Consider the following 16821-nt stretch of genomic DNA (forward strand, 5'->3'; position numbering starts at 1 on the left):
GCCCCTTGCCAAGGGGGCGGCGCGGCGTCAGGTAAAGACCGCAAGAGTTTACCACGCAAGACACCAGGGAAAAGGGAGCACGCGACATGGCAAAGCTGGCATTTTTGGGATTGGGGGTCATGGGGTATCCAATGGCGGGACACCTTGTGAAAGCGGGCCATGACGTGACAGTGTTCAACCGAACGACGTCCAAGGCCGAGGCCTGGGTCGACGCACATGGTGGCGCGCACGAAGTGACACCGCGCAAGGCGGCCCAGGGGTGCGATTTCGTGATGTCCTGTGTCGGCAATGACGGCGACCTGCGCAGCGTCTGTCTGGGCGAGGAGGGTGCCTTTGCCGGAATGCCCGATGGCAGTGTCTTTGTTGATCACACCACGGTGTCTGCCAAGGTCACCCGAGAGCTGTTCGATGCGGCGGCGGCCAAGGGCATTGCCTTTGTCGATGCGCCGATCTCGGGCGGCCAGGCCGGCGCGGAGAACGGTGCGTTGTCGGTCATGTGTGGCGGCGAACAGGATGCCTATGACAGGGCGGAGCCGGTCATCGGCGCCTATGCGCGGATTTGCCGGCGTATTGGCGACAGCGGTGCCGGGCAGATGACCAAGATGTGCAACCAGATCGCGATCGCCGGTCTGGTTCAGGGCCTGAGCGAATCACTGCATTTTGCCGAAAAAGCGGGGCTTGACGGCCGTGCCGTGGTCGAGGTGATCAGCCAGGGTGCGGCCGGGTCCTGGCAGATGCAGAACCGCCATGAGACGATGCTGGAGGACGCGTTCGAGCACGGGTTTGCCGTTGACTGGATGCGCAAGGATCTGGGTATTTGCCTTGATGCAGGCGACGAGGTCGGCGCGTCCTTGCCTGTGACGGCGCTTGTCGATCAGTTCTACAAGGATGTGCAAAAACTTGGCGGCGGTCGCTGGGACACATCGAGCCTGATCAAGCGCCTGCGCGCGATGGGCTGATGCCGGGTGGTGGATGCGTCGGTGCATCCACCGTTTCCGGTGACGGAAACGGGCCCGCTATTCGGTATCGGTGCCGCGCAGCGCGAGGATCGCCATGATGCCGATCCCGCACAGCCCAACCACCGCGATATTGATGGGGGCCGTGTTGGCCACGATCACGCCAACCAGGGCCCAGATGACGGTGATGCCGTATTCCGGAGCCCGGTGCAGGCGATACTGGGCGACAAGCGCGATCACCAGTCCCACCGACAGCGCGACAATGGCCGACCATGTGCCGCTGAGCAGGCCATAGCCCCCCAGCAAGAGGCCGATGGAGACCGAGGAGGCGGCTGTCAGCCAACCGGCATAGATGGCCACCGGTGTTTGCTGGAGCCAACGGTCGGTGTCACCGACGCGAAACAGGCTGACAAAGGCCGCAGCCAGCATGATCCAGATCAGCACGGTCGCCATGACGGGTGACAGCGTGGCCACTGGCAGCCAGGTTGCCCCGACAGCCAGGCTCAGCACCAGCGGCGGGCGCATTGCGGCCCAGTCGGGATCGTCCGAGCGTCTGAGCAACCCGAACGCCGCCCCGACAATAAGCCAGAGATAGATCAGCCCCCAGATCGAGAAGGCATAGCCGGCGGGCTGCACCGGTGGATCATCCTGCGGCACGGGGAACTGGTCGGGTTCAAAGCCATTGAACCCGGAGGTAAACCACGGGGATGCCGCGAAACACAGTGCCGCGAGAAGAACCAATCCTGCCCAGACGCGTGTCATAGCTACTCCATTCTACCATCTGCCGAGATCCGGGTCTTGCCCCCGAGCCACGGATGCAGGGCCTCCGGCAAAGTCACCGAGCCGTCGGCCTCTTGTCCATTTTCCAGAACCGCGATCAGGCAGCGCCCGACGGCAAGCCCCGATCCGTTGAGCGTGTGGACGAAATCCGGCTTGCCGCCGCCGGACGGCTTGAAGCGGGCATTCATGCGCCGCGCCTGGAAGTCGCCACAGACCGAGACCGAGCTGATCTCGCGGTAGGCGTTCTGACCGGGCAGCCAGACCTCGATGTCATGGGTCCGCCGGGCGCCGAAGCCCATGTCGCCGGTGCACAGCACGACCGTCCGATAAGGCAGGCCAAGCCGTTCAAGGATGCCTTGCGCGCATCCGGTCATCCGGTCCAGCTCGGCGCGGCTGTGATCGGGATGGGTGATCGACACCATCTCGACCTTTTCGAACTGGTGCTGGCGCAGCATTCCGGCGGTGTCGCGCCCGGCGCTGCCCGCCTCTGAGCGGAAGCATTGCGTGTGCGCGACGTAGCGGCGGGGCAGGCTGTCTTCGTCCACGGTCTCGCCATTGACGATATTGGTCAGAGTGACCTCGGCGGTAGGCACCAGCCACCAGCCATTGGTGGTTCTGTAGCTGTCCTCGCCAAATTTCGGCAACTGGCCTGTGCCCAGCATCATCTCGTCGCGCACCAGCACCGGTGTCCAGGTCTCGGCCAGCCCGTTTTCGCCGATATGCGTGTCCAGCATGAACTGCGCCAGCGCGCGATGCACGCGGGCCACCGCGCCGGACATCACGACAAAGCGCGATCCCGACAGCTTGGCGGCGGTCTCGAAATCCATGCCGGGTTGAACGCCCGCGATGTCGTAATGCTCTTTCGGCTGGAAATCGAACGTGCGCGCCGTGCCCCAGTCATAGATCTGCACGTTGTCTTCTTCGTCGGTACCGCCGGGCACATCGTCGAAGGGCAGGTTGGGCAGACCCAGCAGCAGGGTTTGCAGCGTCTCGTCCATTTCCTTGGCGCGGGCCTGCATCTCTGCAACCGCGGTCTTCTTGGCGGAGACCTCGTCCCGCAGGCGCTGGAACGCGGCATCGTCGCCCGACGCTTTTGCCTTGCCGATTTCCTTGGCGGCGCGGTTCTGATCGGCCTGCGCGGTTTCGGCTTCGAGAATCGCCGCGCGACGTGCCTCGTCGATCCGAAGCACTTCGGACGAAACCGGCTCCAATCCACGGCGCGACAGGGCAGCGTCAAACGCGGCGGGGGCCTCGCGGATGGCTCGGATGTCATGCATGGGTCTCGTCCTTCTGACTCGCATCTGTGTTGCCGCGCCTTATGCACCGGAATGCAATGCTTTGGTAGGGGGTCAGCGCGATAGCAGCCGCGATACCGGAACCGCCAATGCGCCGGGCTGTCCCATGGCGCTGATCACCGCGGTGACGGTCCATTCCGCGCCGGCCCTGGCCATGACCGGCCCCCCGGAATTTCCCGGCAAAACCGGGCAGTCGAGGCGCAACAGCGCCGATGCGAAGCGGCCCGTGCAGGTAAACGACGCGCTGAGCATATGTGGCCGGCGGTTCGAATAGCCGATGACGGCAAACGGCGGTCCGGCAGCGTCGCGATCGACGCGCAGCGGTGCGACCGTGGACGGGCGCGCCAGGGTCAGCAGCGCGACATCGTAGCGAATATCGAGCGTGCCATCTGCATAGGCGCGGGGATGCACCCAGATTGATGCGCCATCCACGCTGTCGGCGGCCGTCCCGCGCATCCAGCCCGCGACGAAGGTGATGTCTTCGGGGCGGGGGCCGAGCCCATCCACACCGGACACGCAATGCGCCGCCGTCAGAACGGTGTCGGGCGCAATCAGCGCCCCGGTGCACATGTCCCGTGTGCGGTAGCCGGCGGTGTTGATCCGGCCAATGGCCTGCCACGCCGCGTGATCATCGGCCGGCAGGACGGGCAGGTCCTGCGCCCGCACGACAGGGGCGAGGCAAACAAGCAAAGCAGCGACAAGACACCGGACCATGGCGCGATGTAAGACGCAATTTGCCCTCAGCCACAAGGCATGCTGTCCCGGCCGCGGCCGAATTTCGCCCGTTGCGCCATCGGCCCGTGCGCGCGTCGAAGCCGCCTTGCAAAGCATGGCACGGCAACATAGGTTCCGCGCAAATTACCGGTCTGACATGCGGGGTGTGCCCCGCCATCTTCAAGGAGCACGCTCATGGACGGCAACGCCATTGCCCAGTTTATCCCGCTTATCCTGATTTTCGCGATCATGTATTTCCTGCTGATCCGTCCGCAGCAGAAAAAGATGAAAGAGCATCAGAAAATGGTCGAAAACCTGCGCCGCGGCGACGTTGTCGTGACCCAGGGCGGGTTGATCGGCAAGGTGATCAAGGTGAAGGAAAACAACGAGCTGGATGTCGAAATCGCAGATGGTGTGAAGGTGCGCGTGGTGCAGAGCACCATCGCTCAGGTCACCTCCAAGACAGAGCCGGCCAACACCTGATTCCTTCCTGAACCGCATCGGATCATCCGCCCATGTTGCAGATCGACCTATGGAAGCGCATCCTGATCTGGGCCACTGTAGCGGTGGGTCTGGGGCTGGCGCTTCCCAATCTATTTTATCCGCGTGTCGAGCAGCATAACGATGCCGTTGCGGCCATCGAACAATCTGGCGAGACGCCCGAACGGCTGGCGCAGAGCGCCGGCTGGCCCGACTTCCTGCCCTCTGGCCTGGTAAACCTGGGCCTTGACTTGCGTGGCGGGGCGCATCTTCTGGCAGAGGTGAAGGTCGAGGACGTCTATGCATCGCGGCTTGAGGCGTTGTGGCCGGATGTGCGCGACGTCTTGCGCCCAGAGCGGGCGACCGTTGGCACAATCCGCCTTCAGGAGTCCGATCCCGGAGAGCTGCGGGTAAGCATTTCACAACCCGAAGGCATGGAGCGTGCGCTTCAGCTGGTGCGCGGGTTGGCGCAGCCCGTGGCGTCGCTTAGCGGGTCGGTGAGCAACGATCTGACCGTGCGCGCCGACGGGTCGGACATCGTCGTGACCCTGTCGGAGGCTGAACAGATCGCCACCGATGAACGCACGATGCAGCAAAGCCTTGAAATCATCCGCCGCCGCATCGACGAGGTCGGCACGCGCGAGCCGACGATCCAGCGGCAGGGCAGCGACCGGATCCTGATCCAGGTGCCGGGAATCGGCTCCGCCGCCGAGTTGAAAGAGATCATCGGCACCACCGCACAGCTGACATTCCAGCCGGTTGTGGGGCGCACGGATGATGCCGATGCGCGCGCCGGTGTCGGCAACGAGATCCTGCCTTACCTGGACCAGGACGGATATGTCATCCTGGAACAAGCGCCCGTCGTGACCGGTGATGAATTGGTCGATGCGCAGCCGGCCTTCGATCAGAACGGCCGTCCGGCTGTCAATTTCCGGTTCAATCCGGCTGGTGCGCGGGACTTCGGGGATTACACGGCGGCCAATGTTGGCAATCCGTTCGCCATCGTGCTGGACAACGAGGTTCTGTCCGACCCGGTGATCCAGAGCCATATTCCGGGGGGGTCGGGGATCATCACCGGCAATTTCACCGTCGAGGAGAGCACCCAACTGGCGGTGCTGCTGCGCGCCGGTGCCCTGCCTGCCGGCATGGATTTCCTGGAAGAGCGGACCATCGGCCCGGAACTGGGCCAGGACAGCATCGAGGCCGGGCGCATTGCGACCATCATCGCCTTTGTCGCTGTGCTTGTGTTCATGGGGCTCAGTTACGGGCTGTTCGGGCTTTTTGCCAATACGGCGCTGATCATCAACATCGGGCTGATCTTCGGGTTGCTGAGCCTGATCGGCGCAACGCTCACGCTGCCCGGTATCGCGGGGATCGTGTTGACGGTCGGCATGGCGGTGGATGCCAACGTGCTGATCTTTGAAAGGATCCGCGAGGAATTGAAGACCGCCAAGGGACCGGCCCGCGCCATCGAGCTGGGCTACGAAAAGGCGCTGTCGGCCATTCTGGACGCCAATATTACCACGTTCATCACGGCGACGATCCTTTTTGTCATGGGCTCTGGCCCGGTGCGCGGCTTTGCGATCACGCTGGGCCTGGGGATCCTGACATCGGTCTTCACCGCCATCTTTGTCACCCGGCTTCTGATCGTGATGTGGTTTGAACGCCGTCGCCCCAAGACAATCGAAGTTTAGAGAAGGGCTCGGCCTGATATGCGCTTGCGACTGGTCAAACAGAACACGAATTTCGATTTCTTCAGCCGATGGAAGGTCTGGCTTGGCATATCCGGCCTGTTGATGGTGCTGGCCTTGTTGTCGTTTTTTCTGCAGGGGTTGAATTACGGCATCGATTTCCGGGGCGGCACGACGATCCGGACGCAGAGCGCGGAACCGCTGGATGTCGGTCAGTACCGCGACGCCATTGGCGGGCTCGGACTGGGGGATGTCAGCATCACGGAGGTGTTCGACCCGACCTTTGGCCCGGACCAGAACGTGGCCATGGTCCGCATACAGGCGCAGGAGGGCGAAGAGGCCGTCAGCGTGGAGGTGATCGAACGGGTCGAAGCCGCCTTGTCCGAAGTTGTGCCCGACATCGAATTCGTGTCGGTGGAATCGGTCGGCCCGAAAGTGTCGGGAGAGTTGATCCAGACGGCGGCCATCGCGGTCTTGCTCGCCATCGGCGCGGTGCTCATTTATATCTGGCTGCGGTTCGAATGGCAGTTCGCGCTCGGCGCCGTGGCGGCGCTGGTGCATGACGTGATCCTGACCATCGGGATATTCTCCGAGCTTCAGATCAAGTTCGATCTTGCCATCATCGCGGCGCTTCTGACCATCGTGGGCTATTCGCTCAACGACACGGTGGTGGTCTTTGACCGGGTGCGCGAGAACCTCATCAAGTACAAGAAGAAGGACCTGAAGGAGGTTCTGAACATCTCGATCAACGAAACGCTCAGCCGAACCTTCATGACTTCCGTCACCACGCTTCTTGCGCTGGTGTCGCTTTTCGTGCTGGGCGGGGACGTCATCCGGGGGTTTGTCTTTGCGATGATCTGGGGTGTGATCGTCGGCACCTATTCGTCGATTTTCGTGGCCTCCGCGATCCTGCTCTGGCTTGGGGTCAAGCGGGACTGGTCCAAACCAACGGATACCACGGGCAACCAATTCGCCAACGTGGATGCTTGATGCGGGTCTGAGCGCCCTGGCAACGCCGGGTCTGGCTTGGATCGTCCTGATCACTCTTGTCGCCGGTATCGTTTACGGCTTTGCCGGATTCGGTGCGGGGCTTGTCTTCATGCCGGTGGCGGTGATCTTCTTGCCGCCGGTCATGGCGATCGCAACCTTTTCGGTTTCGTCCATGTCATCGCTTGTGACCGTGTTTCCAAGGGCGCTACCGCTGGTGCACCGCAAGGCGGTTCTGGTGCTCATCCTGTCGGCCGCGGTGGCGGCGTCCCTGGGGCTCTGGGTGTTGCGCGTCTCGGATGTGACCGCGATCCGCTGGGTGGTCGTCACGACACGGGCCACAACCGTCGTTTTCCTGACGGCAACAAGCCTCTTGATGCTGCCCTTGATGGCGTTGCAGGGGATTCTGACAGCGCCTGCCGTGGCCTTGGGATGTGTTCTGCTGGTTCCCTACGGCGCGGGCGCGCTGATCGGGCAGGCCCTGTTCCGGCCCCGGAGGGAACGGTTTTATCGCGTGGCGGCTTATGCCATTATCAGCGCGGCGACGCTGGCGGGCGTGCCGCTCTGGGACAATCTGTGAACGGAGGGTCAAACATGCGACTGAACGAAGTTGTCTTTAATGATGCCGAACCGATCGACGGCTATGGCCCCGGTTTCTTTCGCATCGGAGGCAAGAGGCACGACGGCGCGCTTGTGACCGGCTACATGGGCACGCGGCCCTGGGGCGGGTACACGGACGCCGAGACGCTTCTTGATCTGGTTGAAGACGTGGATGTGTTGTTCATCGGGACCGGAACCGAGATTGCCCATATCCCCGCCGCGTTGCGCAACCGGCTCGAAGCCGAGGGGCTGGGTGTCGAGGCGATGAATTCACCCGCGGCATGCCGGACCTATAACGTGCTTCTGTCCGAAGGCCGCAGGGTCGCGGCGGCCTTGTTGCCGGTCGATTAGCAGGGGCGGCGATGCGATGACGCATCGTGACTGTCCATTGACGGAAAGCCCCCGGCGGCATCGTCGCGCGTCGAATTCCGACAAGCGACATTTTCGCGCTTTTGCCAGCCGCGCCCTTGGTCTAAGCGGGGGTCATGGTGTTGTCTGTCCGCGATCTTGCCGTCACCCGAGGGGGGCTTGCGATCCTCGAAGGGGTGTCATTTGACGTCCCCCCCGGCGAGGCGTTGGTGCTGCGCGGCCCCAATGGTGTGGGCAAGACGACCCTTTTGCGCAGCGTTGCCGGGTTGCAGCCCGCCGAAGTCGGGCAGGTGACCGGCGCAGAGGACGAGATTGCCTATTCGGGCCATTCCGACGGGCTCAAGGCGATGCTGAGCGTGACGGAAAACCTGCGCTTCTGGGCGTCCGTGTTCGGACTGTCTGACATCGCACCGGCCCTCGCCGCTTTCGACCTGGAGGGATTGCGCGACCGGATGGCCGGCACGCTGTCCGCCGGGCAAAAACGCCGGCTTGGGCTGGCGCGGCTTATGGTGACGGGCCGGCCCGTCTGGGTGTTGGACGAACCGACCGTGTCGCTCGATACCGCGTCGGTGGCGCTGTTCGCCCAGGCGGTGCGCACCCATCTGGGGCAGGGCGGCAGTGCGTTGATGGCAACCCATATCGACCTTGGACTGGCCGAGGCCCATGTGCTCGACCTGACCCCCTACAAGGCGGGGCCGCGGTCGCGCCAGATGGACGAGGCGTTCCTGTGAGGGCGCTGTTGTTGCGGGATCTGAGACTGGCGATCCGGGCTGGCGGGGGCTTTGGCCTGGGACTCGCGTTCTTCCTGATCGTGACGGTGCTTGTGCCGTTCGGTGTCGGCCCGGAAACCGCGCTCTTGTCGCGCATCGCGCCGGGTATCCTGTGGATCGGCGCGCTGCTTGCCTGCCTGTTGTCGCTGGACCGTATCCTTGCGCTGGACTGGGAGGATGGATCGCTTGACCTGCTGGCCACGGCGCCGCTGCCGATGGAGGGAATCGTGACGGTGAAGGCCATCGCGCATTGGATCACCACGGGCCTGCCACTGGTTCTGGCCGCCCCGGTGCTGGGTGTCCTGCTGAGCCTGCCCGTACCGGCCTATCAATGGGTGGTGATCAGCCTTGTGCTGGGCACCCCCGCGCTGAGCGTGATCGGCACGTTCGGCGCGGCCTTGACCGTGGGGCTGAAACGCGGCGGATTGCTGATGTCGCTCTTGGTGTTGCCGCTTTATGTCCCGACCCTGATCTTCGGGGCAGAGGTCGCCCGGCGCGGGGCAGAGGGACTGACCGTACAGACGCCGCTGCTGCTCCTGGCGGGGATCAGCCTTGGCGTGATCGCGCTTTTGCCCTTTGCCAGCGCCGCGGTGCTGAGGATTAATCTGCGATAACGCGTCCCATGCGGTTTTTTGAATTGAAGGGGGGCAATGAACCGCCTATTTGACATGCATGTCTTTGTGGGAATACGCAAATCCGGTGAAATTCATCCGCACCACCGACAAGGTGTTGCCGTGGATTTGGACCTTTGCCGTGGTCGCCCTTGTGGTCGGTCTTGTCTGGGGATTTTTCTTCACGCCAGATGACTTCCGGCAGGGGTCGACCGTCAAGATCATTTATATCCATGTGCCTTCGGCGCTGATGGCGATCAATGCCTGGTTGATGATGCTGGTCGCCTCTCTTGTCTGGATCGTCCGCCGGCATCACGTCTCGGCGCTTGCGGCCCGGGCCGCGGCGCCCGTGGGGGCTGTGATGACCCTGATCGCGCTGGCGACAGGGGCATTCTGGGGCCAGCCGATGTGGGGAACATGGTGGGCCTGGGATCCACGTCTGACCTCGTTCCTGATCCTGTTCCTGTTTTACCTTGGCTATATGGCGCTCTGGGAGGCGATCGAGGATGACGACACCGCCGCCGATCTGACGTCGATCCTGTGCCTTGTCGGCTCGGTCTTTGCGATCCTCAGCCGCTATGCTGTGAACTTCTGGAACCAGGGGCTGCATCAGGGCGCGACGCTCAGCCTGGACAAGGAAGAAAACATCTCGGACGTGTTCTGGTTTCCGCTGCTTGTCTGCATCGCGGGGTTCGTTCTGCTTTTCATCGCATTGGTGTTCCTGCGCACGCAGACGGAAATCCGCGCACGCCGCACACGGGCGCTGCTGGCACGTGAAGGACAAGTCTGATGCCGGAGCTTGGCAAATACGCGGTCGCGGTCCTTGGCTCTTACGGGGTAACGGTAGCTTTGCTGGCGTTGATCGTGCTGGTCAGTCTGAAACGCGCGAGAAAAGTGCGTGCTTCACTTGACGAAGTCGAACGGTGGAGCGGCAAGAATGGCTAGAATTTCGCCCCTGATGGTGCTTCCCCCGGTGCTTTTCGGGGCCTTCGCGGTGATGGCCTATGTCGGCATGTTCCGTGAAGACCCGCAAGGCCTGCCGTCGACGCGTGTCGGCCAGCCTGCACCACCGATCACGGAGGCGACGCTTCCGGGATATGATGCGTTTTCGCCGGATATGCTGACGTCGGGTGACGTGACATTGGTGAATTTCTGGGCCAGCTGGTGCCCGCCATGTCGCGTTGAACATCCCAAGCTGTTGGAAATGCAAGCCGATGGTATGAATATTATCGGCGTCAACATCCGCGATCAGGAAGCAAACGCGTCGCGGTACCTGCAAGAGGATGGCAATCCGTTTGTCGCTGTGCCCTTTGACCCGGCCGGACGCACCTCGATCGACTGGGGTGTGACCGCGCCGCCGGAGACATTCATTGTCGATGGCGACGGCACGGTCCTGTTCCGATTTGCCGGGCCGCTGGTCGGGTCGGATTACGAACAACGATTCGTCCCGGCCTTGGCCGCGGCACTGGCCGATTAGCCCCTCCTACGGAAAGAACGGCTGAACGGCCTCTGGTGTGGCGGCAAATACGCTTGCACCTGCGATGAAGAGCAGGGCAGCGGTCTGAATTAGGGTCAGAATTTTCATGTTGAAGCTCGTAACTGCGGTGCCTGTTCACTGACCATTTGGGGCTGGGCCGCCAAACTTGAAGGGGCCAAGCTGTCACATGCGACAGGATGTGCCAGACTCAGCGCTTCTCTTTCGCAGTTCCGTTGCGTTTTCCGGCGAGATCATGCCACCTGCCCAAGGCGGAGGCAGTTCGGGAACACGTCGGCGTCGGTAGCAATCGTGCGTAGATATGAAAAAGGCGGGCCCGCAAGCCCGCCTCCGTGATCGTGAATATTAACGATTTGTCATTCAGCCGCGATTGCGTCGCGTCCGGCCAGGTCGCGCAGCACGTAGTGCAGCACACCGCCATGTTCGATATACTCGATCTCGATCGCGGTATCGATCCGGCACTTGAGATCGATCGTCTTGGTCGATCCGTCTGCATAGGTGATGTGGCAAGGCAAGATGGCCTGCGGGGTGACGTTGTCCAGCCCCTCGATACTCACCGTCTCGTTACCGGTCAGGCCCAGCGTTTTGCGGGTGTCCCCGCCGGTGAATTCGAACGGGATCACACCCATGCCGACAAGGTTCGACCGGTGAATCCGCTCAAAGCTTTCGGCGATCACCGCCTTGACACCCAGAAGAGCCGTCCCCTTGGCGGCCCAGTCCCGCGACGAGCCCGCGCCATACTGTTCGCCACCGAAGATCACCAGCGGCGTGCCCGCCTCCTGATAGGCCATCGCCGCGTCGTAGATCGAGGTCTGTTCACCGTCCGGACCCTTTGTGTAGCCGCCTTCGACACCATCCAGCATTTCGTTCTTGATTCGGATATTGGCGAAGGTGCCCCGCATCATCACCTGGTGATTGCCGCGCCGCGACCCATAGGAGTTGAATTCACGCGCGGGCACCTGCCGTTCGACGAGGTACTGACCCGCGGGTGTGCTTTCCTTGAACGATCCGGCCGGGCTGATGTGGTCCGTCGTCACCATGTCGCCAAGGAGCGCCAGAACACGGGCATCTTCGATATTGGAGATCGTGCCCGGGGTCTTTTCCATCCCCTGGAAATAGGGTGGGTTCTGGACATAGGTCGATTGCGGCGGCCAGTCATAGGTCTCGGCGTCGGACGTCTCGACCGACTGCCACTTCTCATCGCCTTCGAAAACCTCACCGTATTTCTCGATGAAAGACTCGCGGGTCACGGTTTTTTCAACGAGTTCTGCAATCTCTTGCTGGCTTGGCCAGATGTCTTTCAGGAAGACGTCGTTGCCGTTCTTGTCCTGCCCGAGGGGTTCGCGGGTGATATCGACATTCATGTCACCCACCAGCGCATAGACCACGACGAGGGGCGGGCTGGCGAGGTAGTTGGCACGCACATCCGGGCTGATGCGCCCTTCGAAGTTGCGGTTGCCTGACAGCACCGAGACCCCGATCAGGTCGTTGTCGTTGATGCACTTGGAAATCTCGGGCGCCAGAGGGCCGGAATTGCCGATGCAGGTGGTGCAGCCATAGCCCACCAAGTTAAAGCCCAGGGCGTCGAGATCGTCCTGCAATTCGGCCGCTTCGAGGTAGTCTGTCACCACCTTCGAACCCGGCGCCAGCGAAGTCTTGACCCACGGCTTGCGCGTCAGTCCCAGTTCGTGTGCCTTGCGGGCGACAAGGCCCGCCCCGATCATGACATAGGGGTTCGAGGTGTTCGTGCAGGAGGTGATCGAGGCGATCACCACCGAACCGTCGTGCAACTGATAATGGCTGTCCTTGTCGCTGACGAAGCCATGCTGGTGCGTGCCGGTATCGCCCGGGATATCATCGGGTTCCGGTGCGCCGCCTTCGCCTTTCCAGCGGGTTTCTTCGGTGGCCTTGACATCACGGCCTTCGCGGAAGCCGTCGACATATTTTCCGAATTCCTTGGCAGCCATATCCAGTGCGATGTGATCCTGCGGGCGCTTGGGACCGGAAATCGCCGGGACGACCGTACTCATGTCCAGGCCCAGCGTGTCGGTGTAGACCGGTGCATAGGTTTCGTCGCGCCAGAAGCCGTTTTCCTTGGCATAGGCTTCGACCAAGGCGATCCGGTCGGTGTCGCGGCCGGTCAGTTCCATGTAGCGCAGGGTTTCGCGGTCGATCGGGAAAAAGCCGCAAGTGGCACCGTATTCGGGCGCCATGTTGGCAATCGTCGCGCGGTCGGCCAGCGGCAGCGTGTCGAGACCGTCGCCGTAGAATTCCACGAACTTGCCGACCACGCCCTTGGCGCGCAGCATCTCGACGACCTTGAGCACCAGGTCGGTGCCGGTGGTGCCTTCCGTCATTTCACCGGTCAGCTCGAAGCCGATCACTTCGGGGATCAGCATCGAAATCGGCTGACCCAGCATCGCGGCCTCGGCCTCGATCCCGCCGACGCCCCAGCCCAGAACGGCCGCGCCGTTGACCATGGTGGTGTGGCTGTCGGTGCCGACAAGCGTATCGGGATAGGCGACGGTTTCGCCGTTCTGGTCCTCGTCTGTCCATACGGTCTGGGCAAGGTATTCGAGATTGACCTGATGGCAGATGCCGGTGCCCGGCGGCACCACGCGGAAGTTGTTGAACGCGCCCTGGCCCCATTTGAGGAACTGGTAGCGTTCCATGTTGCGTTCGTATTCGCGATCCACGTTCATCTGGAAGGCCCGGGGATTGCCGAATTCGTCGATCATGACCGAGTGGTCGATCACCAGATCGACCGGGTTCAACGGGTTGATCTTTTGTGCATCGCCGCCAAGCGCCTTGATGCCGTCGCGCATCGCGGCAAGATCGACGACGGCCGGCACGCCGGTGAAGTCCTGCATCAGCACGCGCGCCGGACGGTAGGCAAGTTCGCGGGTGCCCTTGCCGCCATTCTTTGCCCAGTCGGAAAACGCGGTGATGTCATCGACCGTGACAGTCTTGCCGTCCTCGAAGCGCAGTATGTTTTCGAGCACGACCTTGAGCGAGGCGGGCAGGGTGGAGAAAGTTCCGAATCCGGCTTCTTCGGCAGCGGGAATTGAGTAATAGGCTACGGATTTGCCATTGACCGTCAAAGTCTTGCGGGTTTTGGCAGTATCCTGACCAACTGTGATGGGCATGACATGGCTCCTCAGAGGGGATAATTCAGGTGTCTGTAGTGTTATTTGCCTGATGCCCCGGAAGCGATCAAGGGGGGTGCGACAATATTTGTATACTATTGTGCACAATTCATCGGGACACCGTGGACACACATGCTATCGCAAAACGTTGATTGGTCATTTCACTCAGAGATGGCTATCTGTCACGTTGGCTCGGATGGGACAGGACCGGAACTCGATGAACAGGTTTTTTGCGTTTGTGACAATACTCATGTTGGGGGTGCCGGTGACCAGCCTGCGCGCCGAAAACGCGCCTGTCGTGGTCGAGCTCTATACCTCTCAAGGCTGCTCGGCCTGCCCGCCGGCGGATGCGTTGCTGGCCCGGCTTGGGGATTACGAGGACATCATCCCGCTGGCGCTGCATGTGGATTACTGGGATTACATCGGCTGGAAGGACAAATTCGCCATGCCGGCCTTTACCAAGCGTCAAAAAGCCTATGCGCACAGCCTTGGTACAAACATCATCTACACACCGCAGATGGTCATCAACGGCAGCGATTCGGTGGTCGGCACACGCACGATGGACGTGTCTGATCTTGTTCAGGCGCACAAGGCCAAGGGGCTGCCGGCAAAGCTCGACATCGACCGGGCTGACGGAATATTGACGATCAAAAGCCGCCCGAACAGCCATATCACCGCTGCCGCCGCCGGTGCCGATGTAATCGTGGTGCGCTACCGGCCGTCCGCCACGGTCGACGTCGCGCGAGGCGAAAATGCAGGCAAGACGCTGGCGCACAGCTTTATCGTGACCGAGTGGACGGATGTCGGCGACTGGGACGGCGCGTCTGAATTATCTCAGGCCGTGCCGGTGGAGGGCCCGCGTCCGATCGTCGTGCTTGTTCAGGAAAAAGGTCACGGGGCCATCTTTGCCGCGGCGCGCTTGCGCTGACGTTTCGGCTTCCAGCGGCGGTGAATCCAGAACCATTGTTCCGGGTTCTCGCGAATGCGCGCCTCGAGCCGTTCGGTAACATGCCGCATCATCTCGACCGGGTCGCCATGCGGTACGGGGGCTTCGAACACGGCGTCGATGCCCACGCCATCCGGGTGCCGAATGCCGAAAAAAGGCACCAGGAGCGCCCCGGTCTTGAGCGCGATATCCGCCGCGGACGTCAGGGTCGGCGCGGGCCGGCCCATGAAGTCGATGGGGACACCGGCGCTGTCGTAGACATCGAAAAGCAAAACCCCCATGCCGCCCTCCCGGATATGCCGGATCAGCCCCATCGTGCCGCGTCGCCCTTGTTTGAACACGGGATCGGACAGCTTGTGCATGTTGGCCGCGTAATGGGCGTTGAAAAAGGGATTCGACATGGGGCGATACAGACCGCCAATGCGGTACCCCCGCGCCACCAGGGCGGCACGCGGCGCTTCGAAATTGCCGAAATGCCCCGTGACGAACAGAACCGGACGCCCCTCTGCCCTGGCGCCCTGCACGGCTGCAAGGCCCTCGCCGCGGATCGGCGCATCGGCCATCCGGCGCAACAGGCCATGCACGTCATAATTGTCGATCATCGTGCGCCCGGCATTGTCGGCCACCCGGTCCGCCAGCCTTTGGCGGTCCAAGGCGCCCATCTCGGGCCAGACATGGGCGAGGTTGTCCATCGCACGCTGCCGGTAGCCGGCAAACGGCGCCACCACGCGCCGCACCAGCCACCCCATCAGCCACAATCGCACCCGCAATGGCAGCGAGAGCGCCAGCCAGATCGTCCCGCGCAACACGCGGTCCGTTGCCCAGTCCTTCCAGCCGCCGGAGGCAGGCATGCGCGGGTTCGTCTTGGCCAAGGTCAACCTTTTCATGAGATCGGCGGGCAAACGCCTTCGAAGGCGTTTGATACGCGATTTCGAAATCGCGTGTCAAAGCCCGTTGCAACGGGCTTGTCAGCCGAAGCGCCCACGCAATAGATACACGCCAACCAGAGGGAGCAACACATGCAAATCACGTCGGAAACGATTGCCGTCATTGCGGGCGGCGCCCCGGGCCTTGGGGCCGCCATGTCCCGCATGCTGTCCGCGCAGGTCCCGATCCCGTCCCGTTCGGGAGATCCGACGCAATTCGCGGCGCTGGTGCGGCATATCGTCGATACCCGGATGCGGTGCGGCGAAGTGATCGGCCTTGATAGTGCTATCCGCATGGCGTCGCGCTAGGAGGAGCCCATGATGTTCAACGCCCTCATCGTCAGCCACGGCCAACCTTCAAACCCGGAGGCGGGCGAGGCGGAAATCGCTGCCCTTGCCTCTGCGGTGGCGCAGCATGTGCCGGAGGCGCAAATCGACGGTGTGACGCTTGCCGCCAAGGGCCGGATCGAGGCGCTGTCCGCAGAGCGGCCCGGCGCGTTGGTCTATCCGATGTTCATGGCCGATGGCTGGTTCACGCAAAGCCAGTTGCCAAAGCGCTTGACCGCCGGTGTTGGACCGCAAATGGTCAGTTTCGGTCTCGACTGCACCTTGCCGATCCTGGCCGCACGGTGGCTTTTTCAGGTCTGTACCTATGGGGCGATCGATCCGCATGGCTGCGACCTCGTGATCGCGGGCCACGGCTCTGGCAAATCGCGCCGCGTGTCCGAGGCGACGCGCGCTTTTGCGGCGCGCGTGGCAGAGGATTTCAAACCCCGCTCGCTGCGCTGCGGATTCGTAGAGGAAGACCCGTCCCTGACCGATGCGCTGTCCGGGCTTGGACCGACCGCGATCTGCCTGCCGTTCTTCGCGGCCCGGCGCGGCCATGTTCTGGAGGATCTGCCAGAGGCGGTTGCGGCGTCCGGGTTTCAGGGCATCGTGCTCGACCCGATTGGCCTGCACGCGGAGGTGCCGAGGATGATCGCGGATGCGCTGCGCTGGCGGGCGACGACGCCGGATGTGTCAAAATGCGTTTTCTGAAAGCGGCGTCTCTTGCA

General features: G+C 62.5%; 19 protein-coding genes. 14 read left to right on the forward strand and 5 right to left on the reverse strand.

The genetic code is table 11. The features are described 5' to 3' along the window. Window positions 1–86 precede the first annotated feature (86 nt). Window positions 87–959, forward strand: a complete 873-nt coding sequence (locus LCF59_RS09950) for an NAD(P)-dependent oxidoreductase (protein ID WP_292287314.1) — start codon at window positions 87–89, stop codon at window positions 957–959. A gap of 57 nt (window positions 960–1016) precedes the next feature. Here LCF59_RS09950 and LCF59_RS09955 read toward each other — a convergent pair whose 3' ends face one another. The 3 genes from LCF59_RS09955 to LCF59_RS09965 all read right to left on the reverse strand — a co-directional run bounded on the left by LCF59_RS09955 (window position 1017) and on the right by LCF59_RS09965 (window position 3745). Beyond that, window positions 1017–1718, reverse strand: a complete 702-nt coding sequence (locus LCF59_RS09955; protein WP_292287315.1) for a hypothetical protein — start codon at window positions 1716–1718, stop codon at window positions 1017–1019. 2 nt (window positions 1719–1720) lie between these two features. After that, complete coding sequence (gene serS / locus LCF59_RS09960) at window positions 1721–3013, reverse strand: serine--tRNA ligase (protein ID WP_292287316.1); 1293 nt, start codon at window positions 3011–3013, stop codon at window positions 1721–1723. A 72-nt stretch (window positions 3014–3085) separates the two neighbouring features. Next, window positions 3086–3745 (reverse strand): trypsin-like serine protease, encoded by a 660-nt coding sequence (locus tag LCF59_RS09965; protein WP_292287317.1) that lies wholly within the window; start codon window positions 3743–3745, stop codon window positions 3086–3088. 195 nt (window positions 3746–3940) lie between these two features. Here LCF59_RS09965 and yajC point away from each other — a divergent pair, with 195 nt between their 5' ends. From yajC to LCF59_RS10015, 10 genes are all read left to right on the forward strand, one after another. After that, the gene (gene yajC / locus LCF59_RS09970; protein ID WP_292287318.1) at window positions 3941–4228 is read left to right on the forward strand and encodes a preprotein translocase subunit YajC; all 288 of its coding nucleotides are present in this window, start codon (window positions 3941–3943) and stop codon (window positions 4226–4228) included. Window positions 4229–4260: 32 nt separating this feature from the next. Further along, complete coding sequence (secD, locus tag LCF59_RS09975; protein ID WP_292287319.1) at window positions 4261–5919, forward strand: protein translocase subunit SecD; 1659 nt, start codon at window positions 4261–4263, stop codon at window positions 5917–5919. An 18-nt stretch (window positions 5920–5937) separates the two neighbouring features. Beyond that, the gene (gene secF, locus LCF59_RS09980) at window positions 5938–6906 is read left to right on the forward strand and encodes a protein translocase subunit SecF (protein WP_292287320.1); all 969 of its coding nucleotides are present in this window, start codon (window positions 5938–5940) and stop codon (window positions 6904–6906) included. Then, entirely contained in the window at window positions 6899–7483 is a 585-nt protein-coding gene (locus tag LCF59_RS09985) for a TSUP family transporter (RefSeq protein WP_292287321.1), read from the forward strand. Before secF ends, LCF59_RS09985 begins: the two co-directional genes overlap by 8 nt. Before the next feature lie 14 nt (window positions 7484–7497). Continuing rightward, window positions 7498–7854 (forward strand): Mth938-like domain-containing protein, encoded by a 357-nt coding sequence (locus LCF59_RS09990; RefSeq protein WP_292287322.1) that lies wholly within the window; start codon window positions 7498–7500, stop codon window positions 7852–7854. Between the two features lie 134 nt (window positions 7855–7988). Continuing rightward, on the forward strand, window positions 7989–8603 hold the full coding sequence (ccmA, locus tag LCF59_RS09995) for a heme ABC exporter ATP-binding protein CcmA (RefSeq protein WP_292287323.1): 615 nt from the start codon (window positions 7989–7991) through the stop codon (window positions 8601–8603). Further along, complete coding sequence (gene ccmB / locus LCF59_RS10000; protein WP_292287324.1) at window positions 8600–9256, forward strand: heme exporter protein CcmB; 657 nt, start codon at window positions 8600–8602, stop codon at window positions 9254–9256. The genes ccmA and ccmB overlap by 4 nt, the downstream gene beginning before the upstream one ends. Window positions 9257–9314: 58 nt before the next feature. After that, window positions 9315–10043 carry a heme ABC transporter permease gene (locus LCF59_RS10005; RefSeq protein ID WP_292287325.1) on the forward strand — a complete coding sequence of 243 codons (729 nt, stop codon included), beginning with the start codon at window positions 9315–9317 and terminating at the stop codon, window positions 10041–10043. Then, window positions 10043–10198: a heme exporter protein CcmD gene (ccmD, locus tag LCF59_RS10010; protein ID WP_367273382.1), complete on the forward strand. Its 156-nt coding sequence runs from the start codon at window positions 10043–10045 to the stop codon at window positions 10196–10198. The genes LCF59_RS10005 and ccmD overlap by 1 nt, the downstream gene beginning before the upstream one ends. Continuing rightward, window positions 10191–10730 (forward strand): DsbE family thiol:disulfide interchange protein, encoded by a 540-nt coding sequence (locus tag LCF59_RS10015; RefSeq protein WP_292287326.1) that lies wholly within the window; start codon window positions 10191–10193, stop codon window positions 10728–10730. Before ccmD ends, LCF59_RS10015 begins: the two co-directional genes overlap by 8 nt. A 374-nt stretch (window positions 10731–11104) precedes the next feature. Here LCF59_RS10015 and acnA read toward each other — a convergent pair whose 3' ends face one another. Beyond that, entirely contained in the window at window positions 11105–13894 is a 2790-nt protein-coding gene (acnA, locus tag LCF59_RS10020) for an aconitate hydratase AcnA (RefSeq protein WP_292287327.1), read from the reverse strand. Between the two features lie 217 nt (window positions 13895–14111). Here acnA and LCF59_RS10025 point away from each other — a divergent pair, with 217 nt between their 5' ends. Further along, complete coding sequence (locus LCF59_RS10025) at window positions 14112–14822, forward strand: thioredoxin family protein (RefSeq protein WP_292287328.1); 711 nt, start codon at window positions 14112–14114, stop codon at window positions 14820–14822. Here the strand turns inward: LCF59_RS10025 and LCF59_RS10030 are convergent. Continuing rightward, a complete protein-coding gene (locus LCF59_RS10030; RefSeq protein ID WP_292287329.1) occupies window positions 14786–15727 on the reverse strand; it encodes a lysophospholipid acyltransferase family protein in 942 nt (313 codons plus the stop codon). The two genes, LCF59_RS10025 and LCF59_RS10030, sit on opposite strands and share 37 nt — an antisense overlap. A gap of 132 nt (window positions 15728–15859) precedes the next feature. Here LCF59_RS10030 and LCF59_RS10035 point away from each other — a divergent pair, with 132 nt between their 5' ends. Beyond that, window positions 15860–16075 carry a hypothetical protein gene (locus tag LCF59_RS10035; protein ID WP_292287330.1) on the forward strand — a complete coding sequence of 72 codons (216 nt, stop codon included), beginning with the start codon at window positions 15860–15862 and terminating at the stop codon, window positions 16073–16075. A gap of 9 nt (window positions 16076–16084) precedes the next feature. Further along, on the forward strand, window positions 16085–16804 hold the full coding sequence (locus LCF59_RS10040) for a sirohydrochlorin chelatase (RefSeq protein WP_292287331.1): 720 nt from the start codon (window positions 16085–16087) through the stop codon (window positions 16802–16804). The last annotated feature ends 17 nt before the right edge of the window (window positions 16805–16821 follow it).

The sequence above is a fragment of the Marivita sp. genome (assembly GCF_020055675.1).
Classification (GTDB): Bacteria; Pseudomonadota; Alphaproteobacteria; order Rhodobacterales; family Rhodobacteraceae; genus Marivita.

Bases quoted from the DNA above. Each gene is read 5' to 3' on its own strand.
- LCF59_RS09950 (WP_292287314.1), top strand. From the start codon at position 87: ATGGCAAAGCTGGCATTTTTGGGATTGGGGGTCATGGGGTATCCAATG.
- LCF59_RS09955 (WP_292287315.1), bottom strand. From the start codon at position 1,718: ATGACACGCGTCTGGGCAGGATTGGTTCTTCTCGCGGCACTGTGTTTC.
- serS (WP_292287316.1), bottom strand. From the start codon at position 3,013: ATGCATGACATCCGAGCCATCCGCGAGGCCCCCGCCGCGTTTGACGCT.
- LCF59_RS09965 (WP_292287317.1), bottom strand. From the start codon at position 3,745: ATGGTCCGGTGTCTTGTCGCTGCTTTGCTTGTTTGCCTCGCCCCTGTC.
- yajC (WP_292287318.1), top strand. From the start codon at position 3,941: ATGGACGGCAACGCCATTGCCCAGTTTATCCCGCTTATCCTGATTTTC.
- secD (WP_292287319.1), top strand. From the start codon at position 4,261: ATGTTGCAGATCGACCTATGGAAGCGCATCCTGATCTGGGCCACTGTA.
- secF (WP_292287320.1), top strand. From the start codon at position 5,938: ATGCGCTTGCGACTGGTCAAACAGAACACGAATTTCGATTTCTTCAGC.
- LCF59_RS09985 (WP_292287321.1), top strand. From the start codon at position 6,899: ATGCTTGATGCGGGTCTGAGCGCCCTGGCAACGCCGGGTCTGGCTTGG.
- LCF59_RS09990 (WP_292287322.1), top strand. From the start codon at position 7,498: ATGCGACTGAACGAAGTTGTCTTTAATGATGCCGAACCGATCGACGGC.
- ccmA (WP_292287323.1), top strand. From the start codon at position 7,989: ATGGTGTTGTCTGTCCGCGATCTTGCCGTCACCCGAGGGGGGCTTGCG.
- LCF59_RS10005 (WP_292287325.1), top strand. From the start codon at position 9,315: ATGTCTTTGTGGGAATACGCAAATCCGGTGAAATTCATCCGCACCACC.
- ccmD (WP_367273382.1), top strand. From the start codon at position 10,043: ATGCCGGAGCTTGGCAAATACGCGGTCGCGGTCCTTGGCTCTTACGGG.
- LCF59_RS10015 (WP_292287326.1), top strand. From the start codon at position 10,191: ATGGCTAGAATTTCGCCCCTGATGGTGCTTCCCCCGGTGCTTTTCGGG.
- acnA (WP_292287327.1), bottom strand. From the start codon at position 13,894: ATGCCCATCACAGTTGGTCAGGATACTGCCAAAACCCGCAAGACTTTG.
- LCF59_RS10025 (WP_292287328.1), top strand. From the start codon at position 14,112: ATGAACAGGTTTTTTGCGTTTGTGACAATACTCATGTTGGGGGTGCCG.
- LCF59_RS10030 (WP_292287329.1), bottom strand. From the start codon at position 15,727: ATGAAAAGGTTGACCTTGGCCAAGACGAACCCGCGCATGCCTGCCTCC.
- LCF59_RS10035 (WP_292287330.1), top strand. From the start codon at position 15,860: ATGCAAATCACGTCGGAAACGATTGCCGTCATTGCGGGCGGCGCCCCG.
- LCF59_RS10040 (WP_292287331.1), top strand. From the start codon at position 16,085: ATGATGTTCAACGCCCTCATCGTCAGCCACGGCCAACCTTCAAACCCG.